Source organism: Pseudomonas sp. FW305-70 (assembly GCF_058783925.1).
Map to the genome: position 1 here is coordinate 55007 of NZ_JBYSYZ010000029.1, position 19762 is coordinate 74768.

18 protein-coding genes and 2 pseudogenes are annotated in these 19762 nt (G+C 60.1%); 11 read left to right on the plus strand and 9 right to left on the minus strand.

What is annotated here, in order from left to right; genetic code table 11:
* Positions 1-126: 126 nt before the first annotated feature.
* The 5 genes and pseudogenes from AC3WN7_RS20085 to AC3WN7_RS20105 all read right to left on the minus strand — a co-directional run bounded on the left by AC3WN7_RS20085 (position 127) and on the right by AC3WN7_RS20105 (position 4238).
* Positions 127-1563, minus strand: a complete 1437-nt coding sequence (locus tag AC3WN7_RS20085) for an NAD(P)-binding protein (RefSeq protein ID WP_095967139.1) — start codon at positions 1561-1563, stop codon at positions 127-129.
* Positions 1564-1769: 206 nt separating this feature from the next.
* The gene (locus AC3WN7_RS20090) at positions 1770-2225 is read right to left on the minus strand and encodes a VOC family protein (RefSeq protein WP_095967138.1); all 456 of its coding nucleotides are present in this window, start codon (positions 2223-2225) and stop codon (positions 1770-1772) included.
* Positions 2226-2277: 52 nt separating this feature from the next.
* The gene (otnI, locus tag AC3WN7_RS20095; protein WP_102674739.1) at positions 2278-3081 is read right to left on the minus strand and encodes a 2-oxo-tetronate isomerase; all 804 of its coding nucleotides are present in this window, start codon (positions 3079-3081) and stop codon (positions 2278-2280) included.
* A gap of 34 nt (positions 3082-3115) precedes the next feature.
* Positions 3116-3341: pseudogene (locus AC3WN7_RS20100) on the minus strand (class II aldolase/adducin head domain-containing protein); the annotation flags it as partial.
* A 15-nt stretch (positions 3342-3356) separates the two neighbouring features.
* On the minus strand, positions 3357-4238 hold the full coding sequence (locus AC3WN7_RS20105; protein ID WP_102674740.1) for an alpha/beta fold hydrolase: 882 nt from the start codon (positions 4236-4238) through the stop codon (positions 3357-3359).
* A 129-nt stretch (positions 4239-4367) separates the two neighbouring features.
* Between AC3WN7_RS20105 and AC3WN7_RS20110 the strand changes: the two genes are divergently transcribed.
* Positions 4368-4958 (plus strand): CGNR zinc finger domain-containing protein, encoded by a 591-nt coding sequence (locus AC3WN7_RS20110; RefSeq protein ID WP_102674741.1) that lies wholly within the window; start codon positions 4368-4370, stop codon positions 4956-4958.
* A gap of 252 nt (positions 4959-5210) precedes the next feature.
* Positions 5211-5855, plus strand: coding sequence for an arylformamidase (kynB, locus tag AC3WN7_RS20115; protein ID WP_102674742.1), 645 nt, complete (start codon positions 5211-5213; stop codon positions 5853-5855).
* 48 nt (positions 5856-5903) lie between these two features.
* Here the strand turns inward: kynB and antC are convergent, their stop codons facing one another.
* From antC to antA, 3 genes are read right to left on the minus strand one after another with little or no spacing between them, the layout of a single operon-like run.
* Complete coding sequence (gene antC / locus AC3WN7_RS20120; RefSeq protein ID WP_102674743.1) at positions 5904-6926, minus strand: anthranilate 1,2-dioxygenase electron transfer component AntC; 1023 nt, start codon at positions 6924-6926, stop codon at positions 5904-5906.
* Between the two features lie 17 nt (positions 6927-6943).
* On the minus strand, positions 6944-7435 hold the full coding sequence (gene antB / locus AC3WN7_RS20125) for an anthranilate 1,2-dioxygenase small subunit (protein ID WP_102674744.1): 492 nt from the start codon (positions 7433-7435) through the stop codon (positions 6944-6946).
* Positions 7435-8826, minus strand: coding sequence for an anthranilate 1,2-dioxygenase large subunit (gene antA, locus AC3WN7_RS20130; RefSeq protein WP_102674745.1), 1392 nt, complete (start codon positions 8824-8826; stop codon positions 7435-7437). The genes antB and antA overlap by 1 nt, the downstream gene beginning before the upstream one ends.
* Before the next feature lie 374 nt (positions 8827-9200).
* Here antA and AC3WN7_RS20135 point away from each other — a divergent pair, with 374 nt between their 5' ends.
* A complete protein-coding gene (locus AC3WN7_RS20135) occupies positions 9201-10214 on the plus strand; it encodes an AraC family transcriptional regulator (protein ID WP_102674746.1) in 1014 nt (337 codons plus the stop codon).
* Positions 10215-10228: 14 nt separating this feature from the next.
* Here the strand turns inward: AC3WN7_RS20135 and AC3WN7_RS20140 are convergent, their stop codons facing one another.
* Positions 10229-10702, minus strand: coding sequence for an Lrp/AsnC family transcriptional regulator (locus tag AC3WN7_RS20140; protein ID WP_007971266.1), 474 nt, complete (start codon positions 10700-10702; stop codon positions 10229-10231).
* Between the two features lie 209 nt (positions 10703-10911).
* Between AC3WN7_RS20140 and kynU the strand changes: the two genes are divergently transcribed.
* The 8 genes and pseudogenes from kynU to AC3WN7_RS20180 all read left to right on the plus strand — a co-directional run.
* On the plus strand, positions 10912-12162 hold the full coding sequence (gene kynU, locus AC3WN7_RS20145) for a kynureninase (protein ID WP_102674747.1): 1251 nt from the start codon (positions 10912-10914) through the stop codon (positions 12160-12162).
* Positions 12163-12264: 102 nt separating this feature from the next.
* Positions 12265-13578, plus strand: a complete 1314-nt coding sequence (locus tag AC3WN7_RS20150; RefSeq protein ID WP_102674748.1) for an OprD family porin — start codon at positions 12265-12267, stop codon at positions 13576-13578.
* Between the two features lie 85 nt (positions 13579-13663).
* Entirely contained in the window at positions 13664-15073 is a 1410-nt protein-coding gene (locus AC3WN7_RS20155) for an amino acid permease (RefSeq protein ID WP_095967128.1), read from the plus strand.
* Between the two features lie 122 nt (positions 15074-15195).
* Positions 15196-15627, plus strand: coding sequence for a YMGG-like glycine zipper-containing protein (locus AC3WN7_RS20160; RefSeq protein ID WP_095967127.1), 432 nt, complete (start codon positions 15196-15198; stop codon positions 15625-15627).
* Positions 15628-15908: 281 nt separating this feature from the next.
* On the plus strand, positions 15909-16751 hold the full coding sequence (locus AC3WN7_RS20165) for a DUF6502 family protein (RefSeq protein WP_095967126.1): 843 nt from the start codon (positions 15909-15911) through the stop codon (positions 16749-16751).
* Positions 16748-18385, plus strand: a complete 1638-nt coding sequence (locus AC3WN7_RS20170; RefSeq protein WP_102674749.1) for a DUF5666 domain-containing protein — start codon at positions 16748-16750, stop codon at positions 18383-18385. Before AC3WN7_RS20165 ends, AC3WN7_RS20170 begins: the two co-directional genes overlap by 4 nt.
* 102 nt (positions 18386-18487) lie before the next feature.
* Complete coding sequence (locus AC3WN7_RS20175) at positions 18488-19237, plus strand: hypothetical protein (RefSeq protein WP_095967124.1); 750 nt, start codon at positions 18488-18490, stop codon at positions 19235-19237.
* A 301-nt stretch (positions 19238-19538) separates the two neighbouring features.
* A pseudogene (locus tag AC3WN7_RS20180) lies at positions 19539-19762 on the plus strand (hypothetical protein); the annotation flags it as partial.

Sequence of the window (19762 nt, forward strand, 5' to 3'; positions counted from 1 at the left end):
GCATTGCGCCGCCGGGCGCTGCATTCCACCGACGAGTGTGGATGATTCATCGCGGTGAAGTCTGTTCGCTAGCGAACATAGGCCATGTCAAACGCGGGGGCTGGGTCACTCAAGGTGGACAGTCGCTCAGGACTCCTGCGCTAAACCTGCTACGGCCTGCAAGAGTCTGGGCATGTTTTCCAGGGCTTTTTTTCTGGCTTCAGTAAATCGGTTCAACACTGCAAGCTTTTCAGGATCCCCCTCCTGCAGGCTTCTCAACACGGTTGGCAAAAGGTGCAAGTGGCACTGCGCAAGCCAGTTGGACAGCCCCGCATGGTGCTTCCATTGCCGTTGATTGCCAAGATAAGCGGCCCACATCCTGACCCAGTCCACCGGTGAGCGTGGCAATGGGACAAACCCGCATAGTTTGTTCATCTGCATCTGATCGTCGAGGTGGCTTTCCACGTAGGCGATGACTGCGGCACTGAACAGGATCTGATAACTGCTGACTGTCACCAGGTTGATACGATTGCCATCAAACGCTTTCACGCTTCCCTCAGGAATAATCGGGACAGCGCTGGCGCTGCAGTCGATATAAAGGGCGTCGGGATCTGCAGCGATGCTGCCCCTTTCGAGGGATATACGGCTGGCTTCAATCGCGCAAACCCGCCCCAGGCGCACGACATTGCTTATGCGCCGCAGCGCACGCAATTCCCCCTGTGAAATGGTCGCAGCGCGGAAGGCGGTGGGCTCGACGGCTTGATCGATGCGCAACAGTTCGCCGGCACTTTCGAGTCTGAGGAAGAGGTCCGGGATCGAATCTGCAGCACCTATCGCTTCGAACTGGTTCGCGAGACTGCCGATCGTTCGTACAACATTCTCCTGGCCGGGTTGAAAGTTGGCGCGATCCAACAGCCAGGGGGCGTTTGGAACGATCCATTGAATCCTGCCGGGTGCCACGCCATTTTGCAGCAGCCACAGGCAGGCATCGATACCGGTCTTTCCTCCCCCCACCACCACGTAACGCGAGCAAGGCTGTCCGACCTTTGGCAAGTCGTTGAGTGGTATGCACCGTATACCGGGCTCGACCCGGTAATGCGGTGGATGGGTCGAAGGAACGGCTGTCTGTGCCATAGTCGCATCCACCAGCTTCCTTCGTACCCGGACAGCCTTGCTTTCGCCGGTAAGCAAGGAGGTGATGCAATGACTATCGCTGCGATCACCTTCGTAGTTGTGCATCGGAAAATAGTGCACCCGACCTGATGGCAAGAATCGATGCTGCATGAGCTGATCGAAGTAACTGACAACCTCGCTGCCTGAGGCCAATTCATATAAGCCACCGCCCCATTCGGATTCGTCCTTTTGCCCGGACCCCAACTCGCAGGAGTTGACACCATAGAAGGCAGACGGCTGGTGCAAGCGGACGAACGAGTAGGCATCGTTCCAGTGTCCACCCGGTTGAGCGTGTCGATCCACCATCAGCACACTTGCATCCGATTGATCGAGCAACGTATCGACGAAGGCCATGGCGGTTGCCCCCGCGCCAACAACCAGATAGTCCGTCTCCAGGGTGGTTGTGTTCATTGGAATGCCCTAACGAAGGTTGAAAGTACTCCTCCATCGAATCAGGCTAGTTCTTTTCGCTCGTCGTAAAAGAACAGTTGCTCCTTGTCTACATAGCCAACAGGTTTAAAGATTCTCCAGCACCCATGACACTTAATCTGCCTGTTGGTCAAAGGGGCGTATTGGAAGAACCCACAGCCGCAAGCAGACGTTCATTGCCCCGTCACTCAGGCAAATGCAGCCTCTACAAATGCCTCTAGCGCCTTGTCTTCCAGGATTTCGATTGAGAAGTGCCCGAAGCGCTTGGGCAACCAGATGATGCGTGTCCCGGACGGGGATTGCAGGTTCGCGCGGGCCAATGGCTTGCCGTTTTCATCTTCTGGCTGAACACCGGCGACCATCAATTCGTCATAGGCCTTCTCGATGTCGGGGGTCGAATAGCAGTGGCGATAAATCATCCCTTCACCCGAGGCGTCCAGTAGCTCCCTCAGGTTCCCGGCCAGCGGCTGTACCAGCATGAAACGCTCTTGACCGATCAGCGCAATCGCGTAGCGCACGTGCAGGCCACCTCGTTCCCAGACGAGTGTCTTGGAGATCCTGGCGTTCAGTATCTGCGCGTAGTAGGCACAGGCTTCGTCGAGATTCTTGACCAGTACATCGATGTGACTGAACTTCAGTTCCATTGCATGCCTCCTGCTGCCCCGGCGTCCTGGTGTCCCAATGATGAAAAGCTGTCTATGCCTGGCCTTGGCTTGACCGACCCTGCCAATCGCGCAGCCATTGCAAGCCCTTGGAGGTGTCGCCGCGCGGCCTGTACTCGCAACCCACCCAACCGGTGTACCCCAGTTGATCGATCAGCTTGAACAGGTAGGGATAGTTCAGCTCGTTGTTCATGTCCGGTTCGTGGCGATCCGGCACGCCCGCGATCTGGATATGGCCGATGCCGGCGATATCCCGTCGCAGCTTCGTCGCCACGTCGCCCTCGACGATCTGGCAATGGTAGACGTCGAACTGGACCTTGAGGTTCGCCTGGCCGACCGCTTTGCAGACGGCCTGGGCCTGATGTTGGTGGTTGAGGAAGAACCCCGGCATGTCGCGGGTGTTGATCGGCTCCAGCAATACGGTGATGCCAGCCTTGGCCGCTTGTGTCGCTGCGTGGCTGAGGTTTTCCAGGTAGGTTTGCTGGTGCCTGGCGCGATCCGCTTCGTTGGCCAGCAGGCCGGCCATGACATGGATGCGGTCGTTGCCCAGTACCGTGGCGTATTCCAGGGCCTTGTCGAAACCGGCGCGGAACTCCGACTCACGGCCTGGCAAGGACACGGTGCCTTTTTCGCCGGCCGCGATATTGCCAGGCGGTGCGTTGAACAGGGCCTGGACCAGGCCATTGTCGTCGAGCCGCTGTTTCAATTGCTGTGGGCTGTAGTCGTAGGGGGACATGTATTCCACGGCCTGAAAACCATCGGCTGCGGCGGCGGCGAAACGGTCAAGAAAGTCATGTTCGGGGTAGAGCATGCTGAGGTTGGCAGCGAAACGAGGCATGAAGACTCCTGCGGTCAAAAAATCAATCTGTGGTTTACCACTGCACACCAAAGGCTTCGTGCAATTCATCCAGCGCCGCCTGGTGCAGCGGAGCCGGTTTCGTATTGCGCATCAGGCTTCGGTGAGCCGGGACGCTCAAGCGGGATGCGCCCGACCTTCATCACCTGCCAGGGCGTCAGCGGCAGCAGGGTGTCATCCTCGTGCCAGACACCGGCCAGCGTCAATGCCACTCGGTGGGTCGAGTGGATGTGGACCACGCCTCGTCTGTGCACCTCTCAGTCGAGATGGCTGCCCACCACCTCGACTATCCGTTGAGCAATCTGCACGGCGTGGGTCTCCAGCGCGAAGTGGCCGGTATCGAGCATCTCGACCACCGCATCGGGGTTGTCACGCTTGTAGGCCTCGGCACCTGGTGGAATGAAAAACGGATCGCCCTTGCCCCAGATCGCCAGCGTCGGCACCTGGGCATCGCGCAAGAATTGCTGGAACGCCGGGTACAGCTTCAGGTTGTTCTGGTAGTCATAAAACAGGTCGAGCTGGATGTCCTTGTTACCGGGCCGTTCCAGCAATAGCGCGTCCAGATGATAACCCTCGGGTGCAATGAGATCGGGGTTGTTCACGCCTTCCACATACTGCCAGCGCGTGCCTTCCAGGTGCAGGATGGCATCGTGGATCACCTGGCGATTGGCGGGGGACGGCTCGTCCCAGTACTGGCGGATCGGCGCCCAGGCATCCCCCAGGCCTTCGAGATAGGCATTGCCGTTCTGCGAAACGATCGCGCTGACCCGCTCCGGGTACGCCAGCGCCAGGCGCAGGCCGACCGGCGCCCCATAGTCGAAGAAGTACATCCCGTAACGCTTGAGGCCCAGCACATCGACGAACTGGCGGATCGTCTCGCCGATGGCATCGAAGGTGTAGACGTAGTGGCGTTCGGCGGGCACCTCGGTGAAACCGAAACCGGGCAGATCCGGCGCAATCAGGCGGTACTTGTCGGCGAGCCGCGGGATCAGGTCCCGGAATTGGTGGGACGAGCTGGGAAAGCCGTGCAACAGCAAGAGTACGGGAGCGTCGGCCGCACCGGCCTCGCGGTAGAAAACCCTGATGCCGTCGGCTTCGACGAATTTGCAGACAACGGTGGTGTGCGGGAGCGTGGTCATGGCGGATCTCCATTGTAACTGTTTAAAGTTATTTATACGGGTTACCTATTTTCATTTTGCACAGACTTTGTAACTGGTCAAATATTTTTTGTGGGTTACAATCCGTGCATCGATTCCCGGGAGATTTCCATGACTGACGCCGTCGCCACGCCTGACTTGCCTGTACCGTTGGTGCTGGCCGACCATCCGGCGCTGGATCTGCTGAACACCCGAAGGGTGGTCGATGGCCAGCGGCGCGACCTGCTCAACAGCGATGCCGACGCGGCGCGCTGGCTGGAGCAGATCGGTTTCGGTCTGGCGACGGACGTGGCGGTGGGTGACGGGCAGTTGCTTGCCCGGTTGCGCAAGCTGCGCGACTGCATCGAGGGCCTGCTCGCCGCCCGTCGAGAGAACCGCGTGGCGGATCCGGCAGTGCTCAATGCCTTTCTGCTGCGGGTCGTGCCGCAACTGGTGTGGGAGGAGGCGGGCGCGCCGGTGCTGGATCGCTTGCACCAGGGCGATGCCGGCCACCAGCGTCTGGGCAGGCTCGCTTACGCCGCCGCGCAGTTGCTGGCCGAAGGCGATTTCAGCCTGGTCCGCAAATGCGAAAGCGCCGAATGTTCATTGATGTTTTACGACCGCACCAAATCGCACAAACGACGCTGGTGCAGCATGGCGCTCTGCGGAAACCGGCATAAGGTCGCCGAATTCCGCAAGCGACGTCAGGGTGTCGCGGACTGAGGGCCATAACGCTGCGCGTTATGGGCGGGGCAGCACCCTGGTCAGCCTGAACCACAGTCATCCGATCTTTCATCGCGCGTTGCTGCCTGTGAAGACCCCTCGTCGAAGGGTGCACGTTGAAATTTCCTGCCGCCATCACGCTCATCCATGGCGGTTTGTGCGAAAAACCGCTCGCTTGCCCGGGTTTTTTGCACGAATCTGCACTGCTGTCGCTCGTATCATTTCACTCGGTAAAAACGCTGAGCATTTGCGATGACAAAAAACACGACACTGTGGGACATCAGTCCACCCTTGAGTAGCAAAACACCGACCTGGCCGGGGGACACGCCTTTTCTGGAAGAGCGGGTCTGGACCTACGGTCCCGAGTGCCCGGTGAATGTCGGACGCATCACCCTGTCACCGCACACCGGTGCCCACGTCGATGCGCCGCTGCATTACAGCGCTGACGGCGCGGCGATTGGTGAGGTCGCGTTGGATGTGTATATCGGGCCTTGCCGCGTTTTGCATTGTCTGGACAGCGGCGACCTGGTGCAGCCCGGGCAACTGGAAGGGCGTTTGCACGATGTGCCCGAGCGTGTGCTGCTGCGGACCTATCGCCAGGCACCGCTGGCTGCCTGGGATCCGGCGTTCACGGCCGTTGCCAGGGAAACCATCGATTTGTTGGCCAGCCTGGGTGTGAGGTTGATCGGCATCGATACGCCGTCACTGGACCCGCAGCAATCCAAAACGATGGATTCGCACCGAGCCGTGGCCCGTCACGGCATGGCCATTCTTGAGGGGGTCGTGCTCGATGACGTGCCGGAAGGGGATTACGAGTTGATCGCGTTGCCGCTACGTTTTGCCAACCTCGACGCCAGCCCGGTCCGGGCGATTTTGCGGCCGTTGGGTACTCATTAATACGAGTGACCCAATCGGCAATCCGGAACCGGGCACCGGTAGCGGGTGTCAGGCGTTACTCTCGGTGAATTTTTCGTAGTACAGCTGCACGCTTTCCAGTGCTTGTGCCTGCAGCCAGGTCTTGATCGACTCCACCATCGGCGGTGGCCCGCAGACGTACATGTCGACCGGGCCGTCGCGCAGTTCGGCGACGTCGAAGTGTTCGGCGATGTAGCCGCGCTTGCCGGTCCAGTGCGGCGACGGTTCGCTGACCACCTCGGTGTATCGCAGCCCCGGGAGGCGTTGCGTATACGCCTGGATGCGCGCCTGTTCGCACAGGTCGGCCGCATCGCGCACGCCGTAGTACAAATGCACGGGTTGCTCGCAGCCGCGTTCAGCGAGTTCGTCGAGCATGCCCAGCAAGGCAGACAGTCCGGTGCCGCCAGCCACCAGGATCAGTGGCCGGGCGACGTGCCGCAGATAAAAAGCCCCCAGCGGTGCTTCCAGAACGATGGGGTCACCCACCTGACAGCGGTCGCGGATGTAGTTGCTCATCACGCCATCGGGCAGCAGGCGAATCAGAAACTGCAGCCGATTGCTGACGCCCGGCCGGTTGGCGAAGGAGTAGGAACGCTTGTTCTCGGTCCCCGGAATCTGCAGCCGGGCGTACTGCCCGGGCAGGTAATCCAGCGACTGGCCCGCATCGCCCAGATCCAGATGCAGGATCGCCGTGCTGGCCGACACCTGTTTGACCTCGGTGACCGTTGCCGTGAGTTGATCGGGGCCAGCGGCGTTGCACAGACTGGAAGCGAAGTCGAAATAGAACGCGGCGTCGGATTTGACCCGGGTCTGGCAGGTGAGCATTTTGCGTTGTTGCAGGTCCTGGCTGGAGAGGGCTTCCTCATCCACATAGTCCTGGCTGTAATCGCCCGACTCGCAGCGCCCCTGGCAGGTTCCGCAGACGCCTTCGCGGCAGTCCAGGGGGATGTTGATGCCATTGCGCAGGGCGGCGTCGAGCAGGATTTCATTGGCCTGCACAGGGAAGAACAGCGTTTTGCCGTCGGCAAAGCTGAACGCGACTTTATGGTTCATGCCCGGTCTCCCTGGGTTCAGAGGTGATAGAAGTCGAGTACCGAATTGATGGTGTCGTTGAGCAGCAACACATGCTTGCGAACGATCAGCCAGCTATCGGCGTGGGGCTTGAGGCGGTAGGTCGCACGGCCGAAAAACTGTTCGGTCGTGGCCAGGCGGTAATACAGGGTGTGCCAGTTCAACTGCACTTGCAGTTCATCGTTTTCCAGGGGGGCGATCCGCACGTTGCTGATCTGATGCAGGGTGCGCGGCATCGGCGTCGAGGACGCGGACTTGCCCGTGCGCAGGCGGAACACGCGGTCTTCCAGGCCTGAACGGTTGGGGTAATAGATCAGCGACATTTCGCGTTTGGGGTCGCGGGTGTAGACGTGTTCGGAGTCCCATTGCGGCAAGTGGAACTCGCTGTGTTCGGCGAACAGCTGGACATAGGCATCCCAGTCCTGGGCGTCGCACAGTTCGGATTTGCGATAGAAAAACTGTTCGATCCGGTACTGCAGTTGCGCATTCATCATTGCACCTCACGGAGTTTCAGGGATTTGGCGTCCAGGCCGTCGAGCAGGAATGTCTGCCAGTTGCTGTGCTGGTTGACGTAAAGCCCTTCATGGGTGAATTCGGTGCCGGTCATGGCCGGGGCAATGCCGATCGCTTCGCTGTTGGGCGTGGCGCCGCTGGCCCAGCGGTGACTGCCGCGGGAGATATCGCTCCAGCGTTCCAGGCGCGCCTGGAAGCCACGCTGGGCTTCACGGAATTCCACCAGGTCATCCGGCGTGCCCAAACCCGAGACGTTGAAGAAATCCTCGAACTGGCGAATGCGGTTTTCGCGGTCGGCGTCCGACTCGTTCTTGACCCCCAGGCACTGGCTGATGATTTCCGTCTTGTTCCACGCCACCGGACGGATGATGCGCAATTGCGAGCTGATCTGATCGAGGAAAAACAGGCTCGGGTAGATGTTCAGGTTGCGCAGGCGATGCATCATCCACTCGGCCTTTTGCTGGCCATGTTCTTCGATCAGCCGCGGCATGATCGTCGCGTAGCCGGAGCGTACCGAAGGGTTGGGCATGTCGCTGAACAGCAGGCTGTGACCGTTGTTGAACGCGAACCAGCCATCATCGGTATTGGCGTCGCCGGCGCCGAGCTTGCTGTAGTCGAGGGTGCTGCTGGCGGCGTTGCCGTTGTCGCTGTTGACCTGCTGGCGATGCTGCACCGTGGCGACGTAGTTGTAGTGGACGGTGCTGACGTGATAACCGTCGAGGCCGTTTTCGTTTTGCAGCTTCCAGTTGCCGTCGTAGGTGTAGGCCGACTTGCCGGGCAGTACTTCCAGCTCACCGGTGGGCGACTGGGCGACTATCATGTCGAAGAACACTTTGGCATCGCCGAGGAAGTCTTCCAGGCTGTTGTCGGCGTGCACATCCAGGCTGATGAAGACGAAACCCTTGTAGCTCTGGATGCGGGCTTTTTTCAGACCGCGCGTGGCTTTGTCGAAGCCTTCCGGGTACTCGCCCGGTGCCTTGACCTTGACCAGGCGGCCATCGCTTTTGTAGCACCAGGCATGGAACGGGCAGGTGAAGGTCGATTGATTGCCCTTGCCCACGCGGGTCAGCGTCGTGCCGCGATGCTGGCAGGCATTGATCAGTGCATTGAGCTGACCCTCACCGTCGCGGGTAATGATCATCGGCTGGCGGCCGGCGCGCAGGGTCACGAAGTCGTGGTTGTTGGCCAGTTCGCTTTCGTGGCAGGCGTAGATCCAGTTCTTCTCGAAGATCAGTTCCATCTCCAGATCGAACAGCTGCGGCTCGGTGAACATCTCCCGGGCGATGCGGAAAACACCTTCTGCGGGACGGAAGTCCAGGCAGCTTTCGATAAACGTTTTCCATTGCTCGACGTTTCTTTCGCCACTCATGGTGTGCACCTTTTTTTATTCGGCTAATCGGTGCGCTCATTAGAGAAGCGGGGCGGGTGATGGTCTATCCGATAAGTTGGCGAAGGCAGTCCGTAAAATTGGGGGGCAGGTAACAGTCGATTGGGCAGCGATGACACAAATCCGCCACCAGGTGATAAACGGCTGCACCTGATGGCGCCAATCAGATACTGTTTTGCACGACGTCGAGTGCGGATCGAGGGCTTTTGCGGCTTCGCCAGCCATGTCTTGTCCGCTTAGTTGCCAATCACTATCCGTTAAGTGGGCGCCGACGTTTTATGGCGTGGAAGTTGCTCCTTTGCAGCCTGACAAGCGCCCCCAGAGCGCGCAGAACCAAACTCCGTGAGTGCACCCTGATGAGTAGCAAAGTGGATCCGCAGTTTCGCGACATTCGTGTCGACAGCGATAACCTGGAGGCTGCCAGAAGCTGGATGTCCGGTATCTGCGGACCCCATCGCCTCGTGAGCGCGACCCCCGAACGGATCCGCTTTCATCACAACGCCAACATGTTCAAATCGATGGCGACCACCCTGGGCACCATCGAATACGGTACCGACGTCACCATCGATATCGAAGACGCCGAGCACTTCAGCAGCTATAGCCTGAGCCTGCCGTTGTCGGGCGAACAGGAGCTGAGCAAGGCGGGCAGCGTGGTCAGGTCCGACCGCGATCAAGGGGTCATCATTTCCCCCAATGAACACCAACTGCTGGCAATTTCCGGTGACTGTCGCAAGGTCCAGGTGGTGATTACCCGAGTGGCGATGAGCGAGGCTCTGGAAGGGATGCTGCAACGGCCGCTGGATGCGCCGCTGCGCTTCGAACCGATGATGGATGCGATCGAAGGGGCATCGGCGTCGTGGTGGCGCATGGCGCGTTATTTCATCGACGAGCTGGACCGAAGCAGTGAACTCTTCGAGCAGGTGGCCTTCACCCGGGACATTGAAAGCTCGCTGATCAAAGGCTTGATCCTCGCCCAGCCCAACAACTATTCGCAGGAACTGCGGAACGCGTTGGGCGTGAAGTTGCCGCACTACCTGGTCAGGGCTCGACAGTACATCCATGACAACGCCCGCGAAGCGTTGCACCTGGAGGACATCGAAGCCGCAGCCGGCGTTTCACGCTTCAAATTGTTCGACGCGTTCAGGAAGTACTTCGCCTTGTCGCCCATGGCCTACCTGAAAAAGTATCGCCTGAATGCCGTACGCCAGGAGATTCTCGAGCACGGCTCGTCACGCAACATTTCCGGGATAGCCATGGGCTGGGGGTTCATGCACCTGGGGCGTTTTTCCACCGAGTACCGCAAACTGTTCGACGAGACCCCGAGCATGACGTTGCAGCGCAAGGAGGCCCGGCGCCTGCACGGGCTCTGAAGAACGCTGCGCTCTTACTTGCGTACCACCAGATCAAGCAACTGCTCGCGCTCCTTGATTTTCTGCAGGACGATCTCCGAACGTATGTCGGTGACGCCGGCGGTGCGGTTGAGGTGATTGACGATGAAGTCCGAGAAGTGTTTGAGGTTGCGGGCCTGGACCCGCAACACATAGTTGCTCGCCCCGGTAATGACATAGGCGGTGACCACCTCCGGCCACTGCTGGACCTTCTTGATGAAGGTCTCGTGCCAGTCCTCGACGTCCTGTCGCAACGACACATGGACGATGGCTTCCAGCTCGATGCCCAACCGTTCGGCATTCAGTACCGCGCGATAGCCGGTGATGATTCCTTCGCTTTCCAGCAGGCGCAACCGACGCAGACAGGCCGACGGTGACAAGGCGACTTTCTCCGCCAGTTCCTGATTGCTGATTCGGCCATCCTGTTGCAGCTGATGCAGGATTCGCAGGTCTGTCGAGTCAAGATTCATGGTTTGAATAAATCCGCGTTTATTGAGGTCAGGTTCGAATTATCTGCGAAATAACTACTACATGGCTGGTTACTTTGCACGAAAATTCTCCAAAGATTCGTTCATTATCTCTCTACCCAAAGGCAGGTTGATCGCCTTGAACCAGGGCGCCTGATCCGGCTGATGCAACCCGCCCGGATGGCGTCCCAAAACAAAAAACAGGACACCCGATGACGACAAGAAACAGTTGCCTGGCGCTTGATGCCCAGGACGCTCTGGCGCCCCTGCGCCAGCAATTCGCGCTCCCCGAAGGGATTATCTATCTCGATGGCAATTCCCTCGGTGCGCGGCCGGTCGCGGCATTGGCGCGGGCACAAGCGGTGGTCGCCGAGGAATGGGGCAATGGCTTGATCCGCAGCTGGAACAGTGCCGGCTGGCGCGAGCTGTCCGAGCGTCTGGGCGACCGCCTGGCGGGTTTGATCGGCGCGGGGGCGGGGGAGGTCGTGGTGACCGATACCACCTCGATCAATCTGTTCAAAGTGCTGAGCGCTGCCTTGCGCGTACAGGCCACAAGGTCACCGCAGCGGCGAGTGATCGTCAGCGAATCAAGCAATTTTCCCACCGACCTGTACATCGCCGAAGGCCTCGCGCAGATGCTGCAGCAGGGTTATACCCTGCGCCTGGTCGACAGTCCTGAAGCCTTGCCGCAAGCCATTGACCAGGACACGGCGGTGGTCATGCTCACCCACGTCAATTACAAGACCGGCTACCTGCACGACATGCAGGCCCTGACCGCGCTGACCCACGAATGTGGCGCGCTGGCCATCTGGGATCTGGCGCATTCCGCAGGCGCAGTACCGGTCGACCTGCACCAGGCCGGTGCCGACTACGCCATCGGCTGCACCTACAAGTACCTCAATGGCGGGCCGGGCTCGCAGGCTTTTGTCTGGGTTTCGCCGTCATTGTGCGATCTGGTGCCACAACCCTTGTCCGGCTGGTTCGGCCACTCGCGGCAATTCGCCATGGAGTCGCATTACGAGCCGAGCAGCGGCATCGCGCGTTACCTGTGCGGTACTCAACCGATCACCTCATTGGCGATGGTCGAGTGCGGCCTGGACGTGTTCGCCCAGACCGACATGGCCAGCCTGCGCCGCAAATCCCTGGCCCTGACGGACCTGTTCATCGAACTGGTCGAGCAGCGTTGCGCGGCTCACGAACTGAAGTTGATCACCCCGCGTGAGCACACCAGACGCGGCAGTCATGTCAGCTTCGAACACCCCGAAGGTTATGCGGTGATCCAGGCCCTGATCGACCGTGGCGTGATTGGTGACTATCGCGAGCCGCGCATCATGCGGTTCGGTTTCACCCCGTTGTACACAACCTTCACCGAGGTCTGGGACGCGGTGCAGATCCTCGGCGAGATCCTCGACCGGAGCACCTGGTCGCAAGCGCGATACCAGGTTCGCCACAGCGTGACTTGAACCTTGCGGCGTCCTGGTCCAGTTGCGGGCATTTTCCCGCGGCGGGCGTTCGGTCGCCGGCAATAACCAGTTCTGCAATCACAATAATAAGGAGCACGCAGAATGAAACTGTCCCTCTGGCCTGCCTTGCCGCTCGCCATCTCCAGTTGCCTTGGCCAAATGGCCTGTGCCGCCTCTGACAACGGATTTGTCGAAGACAGCAGCCTGACCCTGACCAATCGCAACTTCTATTTCTACCGCAACAACCTCAACAACCCGGGCGGTCAGAACTATCGGGACGAGTGGGCCCACGGGATCATCCTCGACTACCGCTCCGGCTACACCCAGGGAACGGTGGGTTTCGGGGTCGATGCCTACGCGCAGTTGGGCATCAAGCTCGACAGTGGCAAGGGGCGCACGGGCACAGGGTTGTTGCCGGTCGATTCCGATGGCCGTCCCGAGGATGAGTACTCCGAAGCCGGTGGTGCGCTGAAGGCGCGGGTTTCGCAGACCGAGCTCAAGTACGGCAACCTGACACCGTTCAATCCGGTGTTCGGCACCGGCAATGCGCGACTGTTCACCAGCAGTGCCACCGGCTTCCAGCTGACCAGCAATGAGCTCAAGGCATTGCAACTGGACATTGGCCACTTCACTGCCGGCAACGACAATAATTCGACCAATGCCGATGGCGCCCTGAAAGCGCTGTACGCCGTGGTGCAAACCCGCAGTGTCGATTACCTGGGCGGCAGCTATGCGCTGGGCGATCAGTTGAGTGTCAGTCTGTACGGTTCGCAGTTCACCGACATCTGGCGGCAGTACTACGGCAACGTCAATTACACCTATGTGCTGACGCCAGACCAGTCGCTGAACCTGGATTTCAATCTCTACCGCACCCACGATAACGGCGACAGCCTGGCCGGCAGAATCGACAACACCACCTGGTCGTTTGCCACCGCTTACAGGTTCGGCGCCCATCGGTTGACCCTGGCGTACCAGCGGGTCGATGGCGAAGAGCCGTTCGATTACCTGGGTTTCGACCAGCAACCGGGCACGTCGATTTTTCTCGCCAACTCGATTCAGGTCCTCGACTTCAACGCCCCCAACGAACGCTCCTGGCAACTGCGCTATGACCTGGACATGGCGCCTTTCGGCGTGCCGGGGCTGAGCTTCATGTCGCGCTACGTCAGTGGCGACCACATCGATGACAGCCATTACGACGGCGGCCCCAATGGCGCCTATGGACGTTACGGCGATGACGGCAAGCGCTGGGAACGCGACCTCGAGGCGCGCTATGTCGTGCAGTCGGGCAAGGCCAGGGACCTATCAATACGCGTGCGTCAGGCCAGTGTGCGCTCCACCGCGCAAGTCGCCCGGGCCGACACCACGGACAACAACGAAGTCCGGGTGATCGTCGAATATCCACTGAGTATTTTCTGATCCGTGTCCTGCTGTGCGTGGCTGATCCCCACCGTTAAACCCACGACGTGCTCTTCAAGAAAGACAAAATCCAGAGGACATAGAAATGACCGATAACTGCGGTTTCGAAACGATATCCAACCGTGAACATGGCCTGCGGCGTCAATTGACGTCGGGGCAGATGAGCATGATCGCCATTGGGGGTGCAATCGGCACCGGGCTGTTCATGGGCAGCGCCTATGCCATTGGTTATGCCGGGCCGAGCGTGCTGTTGAGCTATGCCATTGGCGCAATCATCACCTTGCTGCTGATGGGCTGCCTGGCGGAAATGACCGTGGCCCATTCGACCTCGGGTTCGTTCGGCGCCTATGCCGAATTTTATGTCAGCCCGCTGGCCGGGTTCCTGGTGCGCTATGCCTATTGGGCGGCGATTGTGCTCGCGGTCGGTACGGAAGTGACGGCGGTGGCGATGTACATGAAGTACTGGTTTGCCAACGTGCCGGAATGGATCTGGATCGTCTCGTTCTCCAGCGTGTTGATCGTGCTCAATGCCATCAGCGTGAAGACCTTCGGTACCTTCGAGTACTGGTTCTCGACCATCAAGATCGGCGCGATTGTCGGCTTCATTATCCTGGCGGTGTATGTGGTGTTCGGTTCCGGCAATCCGGAATACGGTGTGCACAATTACACCGCTCACGGCGGCTTTTTCCCCAATGGCCTGCAAGGGATGTGGATCGCGGTGATCGTGTCGATCTTCAGCTACCTGAGCGTGGAGATGATCGCGGTGGCTGCCGGTGAGGCGAAGGATCCGGAGCAGGCGGTGAAGAAAGCCTTTCGCGGGACTATCGTGCGCCTGGTGGTGTTCTACCTGTTGACCCTGGCATTGATGCTGGCGATCGTGCCTTGGGTCCAGGCTGGCCATGCCCAGAGTCCGTTCGTCACGGTCATGCAGGCCATCGGTATTCCCGGCGCCACCGGTGTGATGAACTTCGTGATCCTGATTGCGGCGTTGTCGGCGATGAACAGCCAGTTGTACATCACCACGCGCATGATGTTCAGCCTGTCTCGAGCCGGCTACGCGCCAAAATCCATGGGGGCATTGAGCAAGACCGGGATCCCGTTGAACGCGCTGTTGCTTTCCAGTTCAGGGATCGCCCTGGCGACCTTGCTCAACATCCTGTACCCGGAAAGTTCGTTCACCCTGATGATGGCAATCTCGATGTTCGGCGCGATCTTTACCTGGTTCATGATCTTCCTCACTCACTACTGTTTCCGTCGTTTTCATGAACGCAATGGCAACCGTAAACTGTCGTTCCGCATGCGTCTGTTTCCCTACAGCACATTGTTGGGGTTGGTCCTGATGGGGGCCGTGATGGTCACGACCTACTTCACTGAAGCCTTCAAGATGACCCTGGTGTTCGGTGTGCCGTTCTTGCTGGTGCTGTCGGTTGTCTACGGTATTTTCTTCAGGAAAACCAAGGCCGTTACGGTGCTCAATCCGCAGCCCAGGGGCTAGACCGAAGGGAGCCCCGCAGTGGCGGGGCGCCTTTGTTTGTAAAGCCCGGCCGAATATCTGTTGACCAGACTGTTTCGTACCAACAGACTTTCCCCTTTTGTGTATTCCTAAAGGTCTGTCTGATGCGTAAGTCATTCACTGTCGTGGCATTAAGCCTTCTTGTATCGCAGTACTCCCTCGCTGGCGAAACCACCAATACGGCTATCGGTGGCGGTGTCGGCGGCGCCCTTGGCAGCGTGGTCGGTCAGGCTGTGGGAGGTAGCACCGGCGCTGCAATCGGAGCCGGCGTCGGTGGCGCGGCCGGGGGCGCAATGACCGCCAAGAGTGGCAAGAAGACCGAGTCGGCTATTGGCGGAGGTCTCGGTGCAGCGGGTGGCCAGGTCATCGGCAACAGTGTCGGTGGTTCCACCGGCGGCCTGATCGGTGCGGGTCTGGGCGGCGCAGCAGGTGGTGCGATCGGCAACAATCTGGCCGATGACGACGACCACCACGATTCCGGCTACAAGCAAAAGAATAAACACAAGAATAAACATAAACACAAACATCACGACTGATCGCGGGTGCCGAGAGCCGAGACTAAGCCGAGACCCTGAACCTGTGGTGAGGGAGCTTGCTCCCCCGCCACAGGTCGCAGTGGGTATCCATGCAGAAGCGGGGGACGATCATGGTGTCCACGTCGGCGGCGACGACGACAGCCGGACCTGAAGCGGCCTGATGCCCCATGCAAAACCCGGGGAACCGGTTCTGCAAGGGAGCACGCAAAAGATACTGCCTGCATTCATGGGAATATTTCCCACGCAGCTATACTTGGGTTAACTGTCCAGGAATGCGCTGAATGCAATCGTCTACCTTGCCCACCTCGCTCCTCAAAGCCTTGCGCCATGTCATGCGGCCGCTGGTACGCCTGATGCTGCGCAAAGGCGTCACGTACCTGGTTTTCGCCGACCTGCTCAAGGAGGTTTTCGTCGATGTGGCGGACCGTGAGTTCCGTCTGGACGACAAGGCACCGACCGACAGCCGCATCAGCCTGCTCACCGGCGTGCATCGCAAGGACGTACGGCGTTTGCGCAACAGCGGCGACCCCGCTACTTCCACGCTTCCGGAAAACATCACCTTCGGTGCGCAACTGGTCAACGCCTGGACCCGCACACCCTTCTGCAACGACGCCGGCCAGCCGTTGCCGCTGCCTCGCTTGGCCAGTGTCGGCGGCGACTGTTCCTTCGATGCGCTGGTGGCGAAGGTCAGCACGGACATCCGGGCGCGGGTGGTACTGGACGAATGGCTGCGCCTGGGCGTCGTGCGCCTTGACGAACAGGAGCGTGTACACCTGGAAGCCCAGGCCTTCGTGCCGCAAAAGGGCTTCGATGAGAAAGCGGCTTACCTGGGGCATAACCTGCACGATCATGCCTGCGCTGCGGTACACAACTTGAGCGGCGAAGCCCCGGCCTTTTTTGAACGCAGCGTCCACTATGACGCACTGGCCCCGATGAGCGTCGAGGCGCTGCGCGAGGCCGTTGCCAGCGAGGGAATGCAGGCCCTGTTGAGCTTCAACCGACTCGCCGCCGAGCTGGAATTTCGCGACCTGCCCAGCCTCGAACCGCGTCAGCGCATTACGGTCGGCCTGTACTTCTACACTGAAGCTTGCGACCCCAACTCACCGACGGCTCCCAAGCCATGACCATCAATCTGCGCCTGATTCGAGCAGCCGCCCTCGCTCTGGGCCTCGGGCATGCGATTGTGTTGCAAGCCGCGCCGGCCTGTGTCAGCCAGAATGACGCGGGCAGCAGCGAAGTGCCGCTCATCCAGGCTCCGGGTGGCACCGGCGGTACGGGCGCGGCGCCTGGCGGCATGGGCGGTACGGGCATCGGCACCGACAACGGCGGGGTGGGCGGTACCGGCGCACCGCTGAACAAACGCCCAGGCGGCATTGGCGGCACCGGTGCCGTTGCCGGCGGCGTGGGTGGCACGGGCATCAGCGACGACAACGGCGGGATCGGTGGCACCGGGATTGTCGGCACCATCACCGGGTTCGCCTCGATCTGCGTCAATGGCATGGAAGTGCACTTCAACAAAAATGTCCCTGTCAGCGAGAACGGCATTGCCGCCACCAGCACCCGCCTGGCAGTTGGCCAAGTGGTTGCCGTGCAAGCGTTCAATTCCCGGCGCGGTCTGGAGGCCGGGCGCATTGCTATCCTGCATGTCTACGAAGGACCTTTGACTGCCCTGCCCAGAGACTCCCTGCCTATGCGTGTCATGGGTCAACCGGTACGCCTGGCCAACGGTGCTCAAGTCGCTCCCGGTCTGCGTGCAGGTGATCCTGTTCGGGTCAGTGGGCTGCGCGATGCCCGGGGTGAAGTGGTGGCCAGCCGCATCGACCGTGCGCCCGGCCTCAAGGAGGCCAGCGCCATCGGCCCGGTCGATCGCAGCGGTTATCTGCAGGGCCTCAAACTCGGCAACCATCCGGGACCGGCGCAGGAAATGCTGGTGCGCGGCCACTGGTCGGGCCGCGAGCTGGAGGTGAGCCAAAGTCGCCCCGACCCGAGCCTGCCATTCATTGGCCGTGCACACAATGCGGTGATCGAGGGCCTGGTACAGGGCCGACAAGACCGTCGCCTGGTGGTGGGCGGCTTTAACGTGACGATGGCGCGCGACACCGTGTTTGTCGGTGTGCAGTCATCGCAGCTGACGCTGGATCGACGCGTGCGGATCACCGGCGTCTTCAGCGGCGCACGGGACGTGCAGGCCACGCGTATCGAATTGCCCCGCGAGCGCTCCGATTCGCCAGCCGGCAACCAGCACGGGCGGCTTCGAAACAGCGAGCAAAACACGGACGACTCAAGTGGCCCGGGCAATTCGGGCCGCTCGGAGGATTTCAACAGCGCCGGCGACTCGAGCGGCTCCAACAGCTCCGGCAACTCGCGGGATTCGGGGAACTCGGGCAGTGACAGGAGCGGCCGTTCCGAGAGCGGTGGCAGCGTCGTCGACGATACTCGCCACGGGGGCAATGACAGTCATGGCGGTGGCGACAGGATCGAACGCGTGGATGTGGACGTGGACAAGTCCGGCAAGTCGGAGCGAATCGAGAAGGTCGAGCAATCCGGCAAAGTCGAGAGAGTGGAGAGGGTAGAGAAGGTAGAGAAAGTCGAAAAAGTCGAAAAAGTCGAAAAAGTCGAAAAAGTTGAACGTCCGGAGAAAGTCGAGAAAGTCGATCGGCCAGAAAAGGTTGAGAAAGTAGACAAGGTTGATCGGCCAGAAAAAGTCGAAAAAGTCGAGACTGTTGAAAAAGTCGACCGCTCTGGCAAGTCGGGTTAAACAGTGAAGGCATGATGCACTTGCGCCATAAGTCACTAGGCTGTGTAAGTCACGCAACAAAGCCTGCGTGTGAACTTCGATGACGCAAGACACGAGGTGAACATGGACCCCAAGCGCATCCTGCTCGTCGGTTGGCTGGCCAGCCTGGCCTTGCCGGCCCTGGCTGATACCTTCTCGACCTCGATCGGAACCGACTACTCCCGGGGCGATTATGGCACCGGCACCACTTCCGAAACCTGGTACGTCCCGCTGGTGGGCAAATACGAAACCGGTCCCATGACCTACAAGCTCACGGTGCCCTGGCTGCGGATCACCAATCCTTCGGTGGGCCCTGACGGCGAGCCGTTGCCCGGCGGTTGCGACAAAGTGGAAAGCGGATTGGGCGACACTGTTGCCGGTGCCGACTATGCCGTGCTTGACGGCAATATTGGCGGGCTGTTCGTGGACTTGATCGGCAAGGTCAAGTTGCCCACCGCCGACGAAGACAAGTGCCTGGGCACCGGAAAAACCGACTATTCCGCCCAGGTCGATGTCGCCAAAGCCTTCGGCCGGGTGACCGGGTTCGCCACGCTGGGCTGGAAAAAATTCGGCGATCCGTCGGGCTCCGACTTCGACAACCCGATATTCGCCGGCCTCGGCTTCGCCATGCCCGTGTTCGCGCGCACTTCGGCGGGGGTGTCCTACGACTGGCGGCAGAAGGTCGTATCCACGGGCGACCAGATCAAGGAACTCACCCTCTTCCTCACGCACAAGCTCAATCAGAACTGGAAATTTCAGTTGTATGCCGTCAAGGGGTATTCCGATGCGAGCCCGGATGGCGAGGCTGGACTGGTGTTCACCCACACCTACTGATACCCGCCTGTTTCCCGGCTCTGATGCGCTTAGTCGTTTCAACCCAGGCCTGCGCCTGCTCCAGTCCTGATGTTCGGTCGTTGACACACGGGCTGACAGAACTAATCTATAGGTGTGGGAATATTTCCCACGCACAGATGCCGACTGGCTCTGAAGGATCGTTCGGAAACCGCAGTTGCTTGTTTTTGCTGCAAATTAATGGCCGTGCCGGTTGGCTGGCCGCTCCAATGGGCGGCCGGGAACTCACTGGACATTGCGTTCGATACGGACATGACTACGCAACTCCAAGCGGAGGTGCATCATGCTTCTCAAAAAATGTTTGTTGGCCCTGGCAATTGGCGCAGTCCTGTCTGCATCGACTGTGCTGGTGCCCGATTATGTCGGTAGCTTCTCCAGCGTGCATGCCAAAGATGGCGGCAGCGGTGGTGGCGGCAGCGGAGGAGGCGGAGGAGGCAACGGAGGCGGTGGCGGTGGCGGTCACGGTGGTGGCGGCGGCGGTGGCTCCGGAGGCGGCGGTCATGGTGG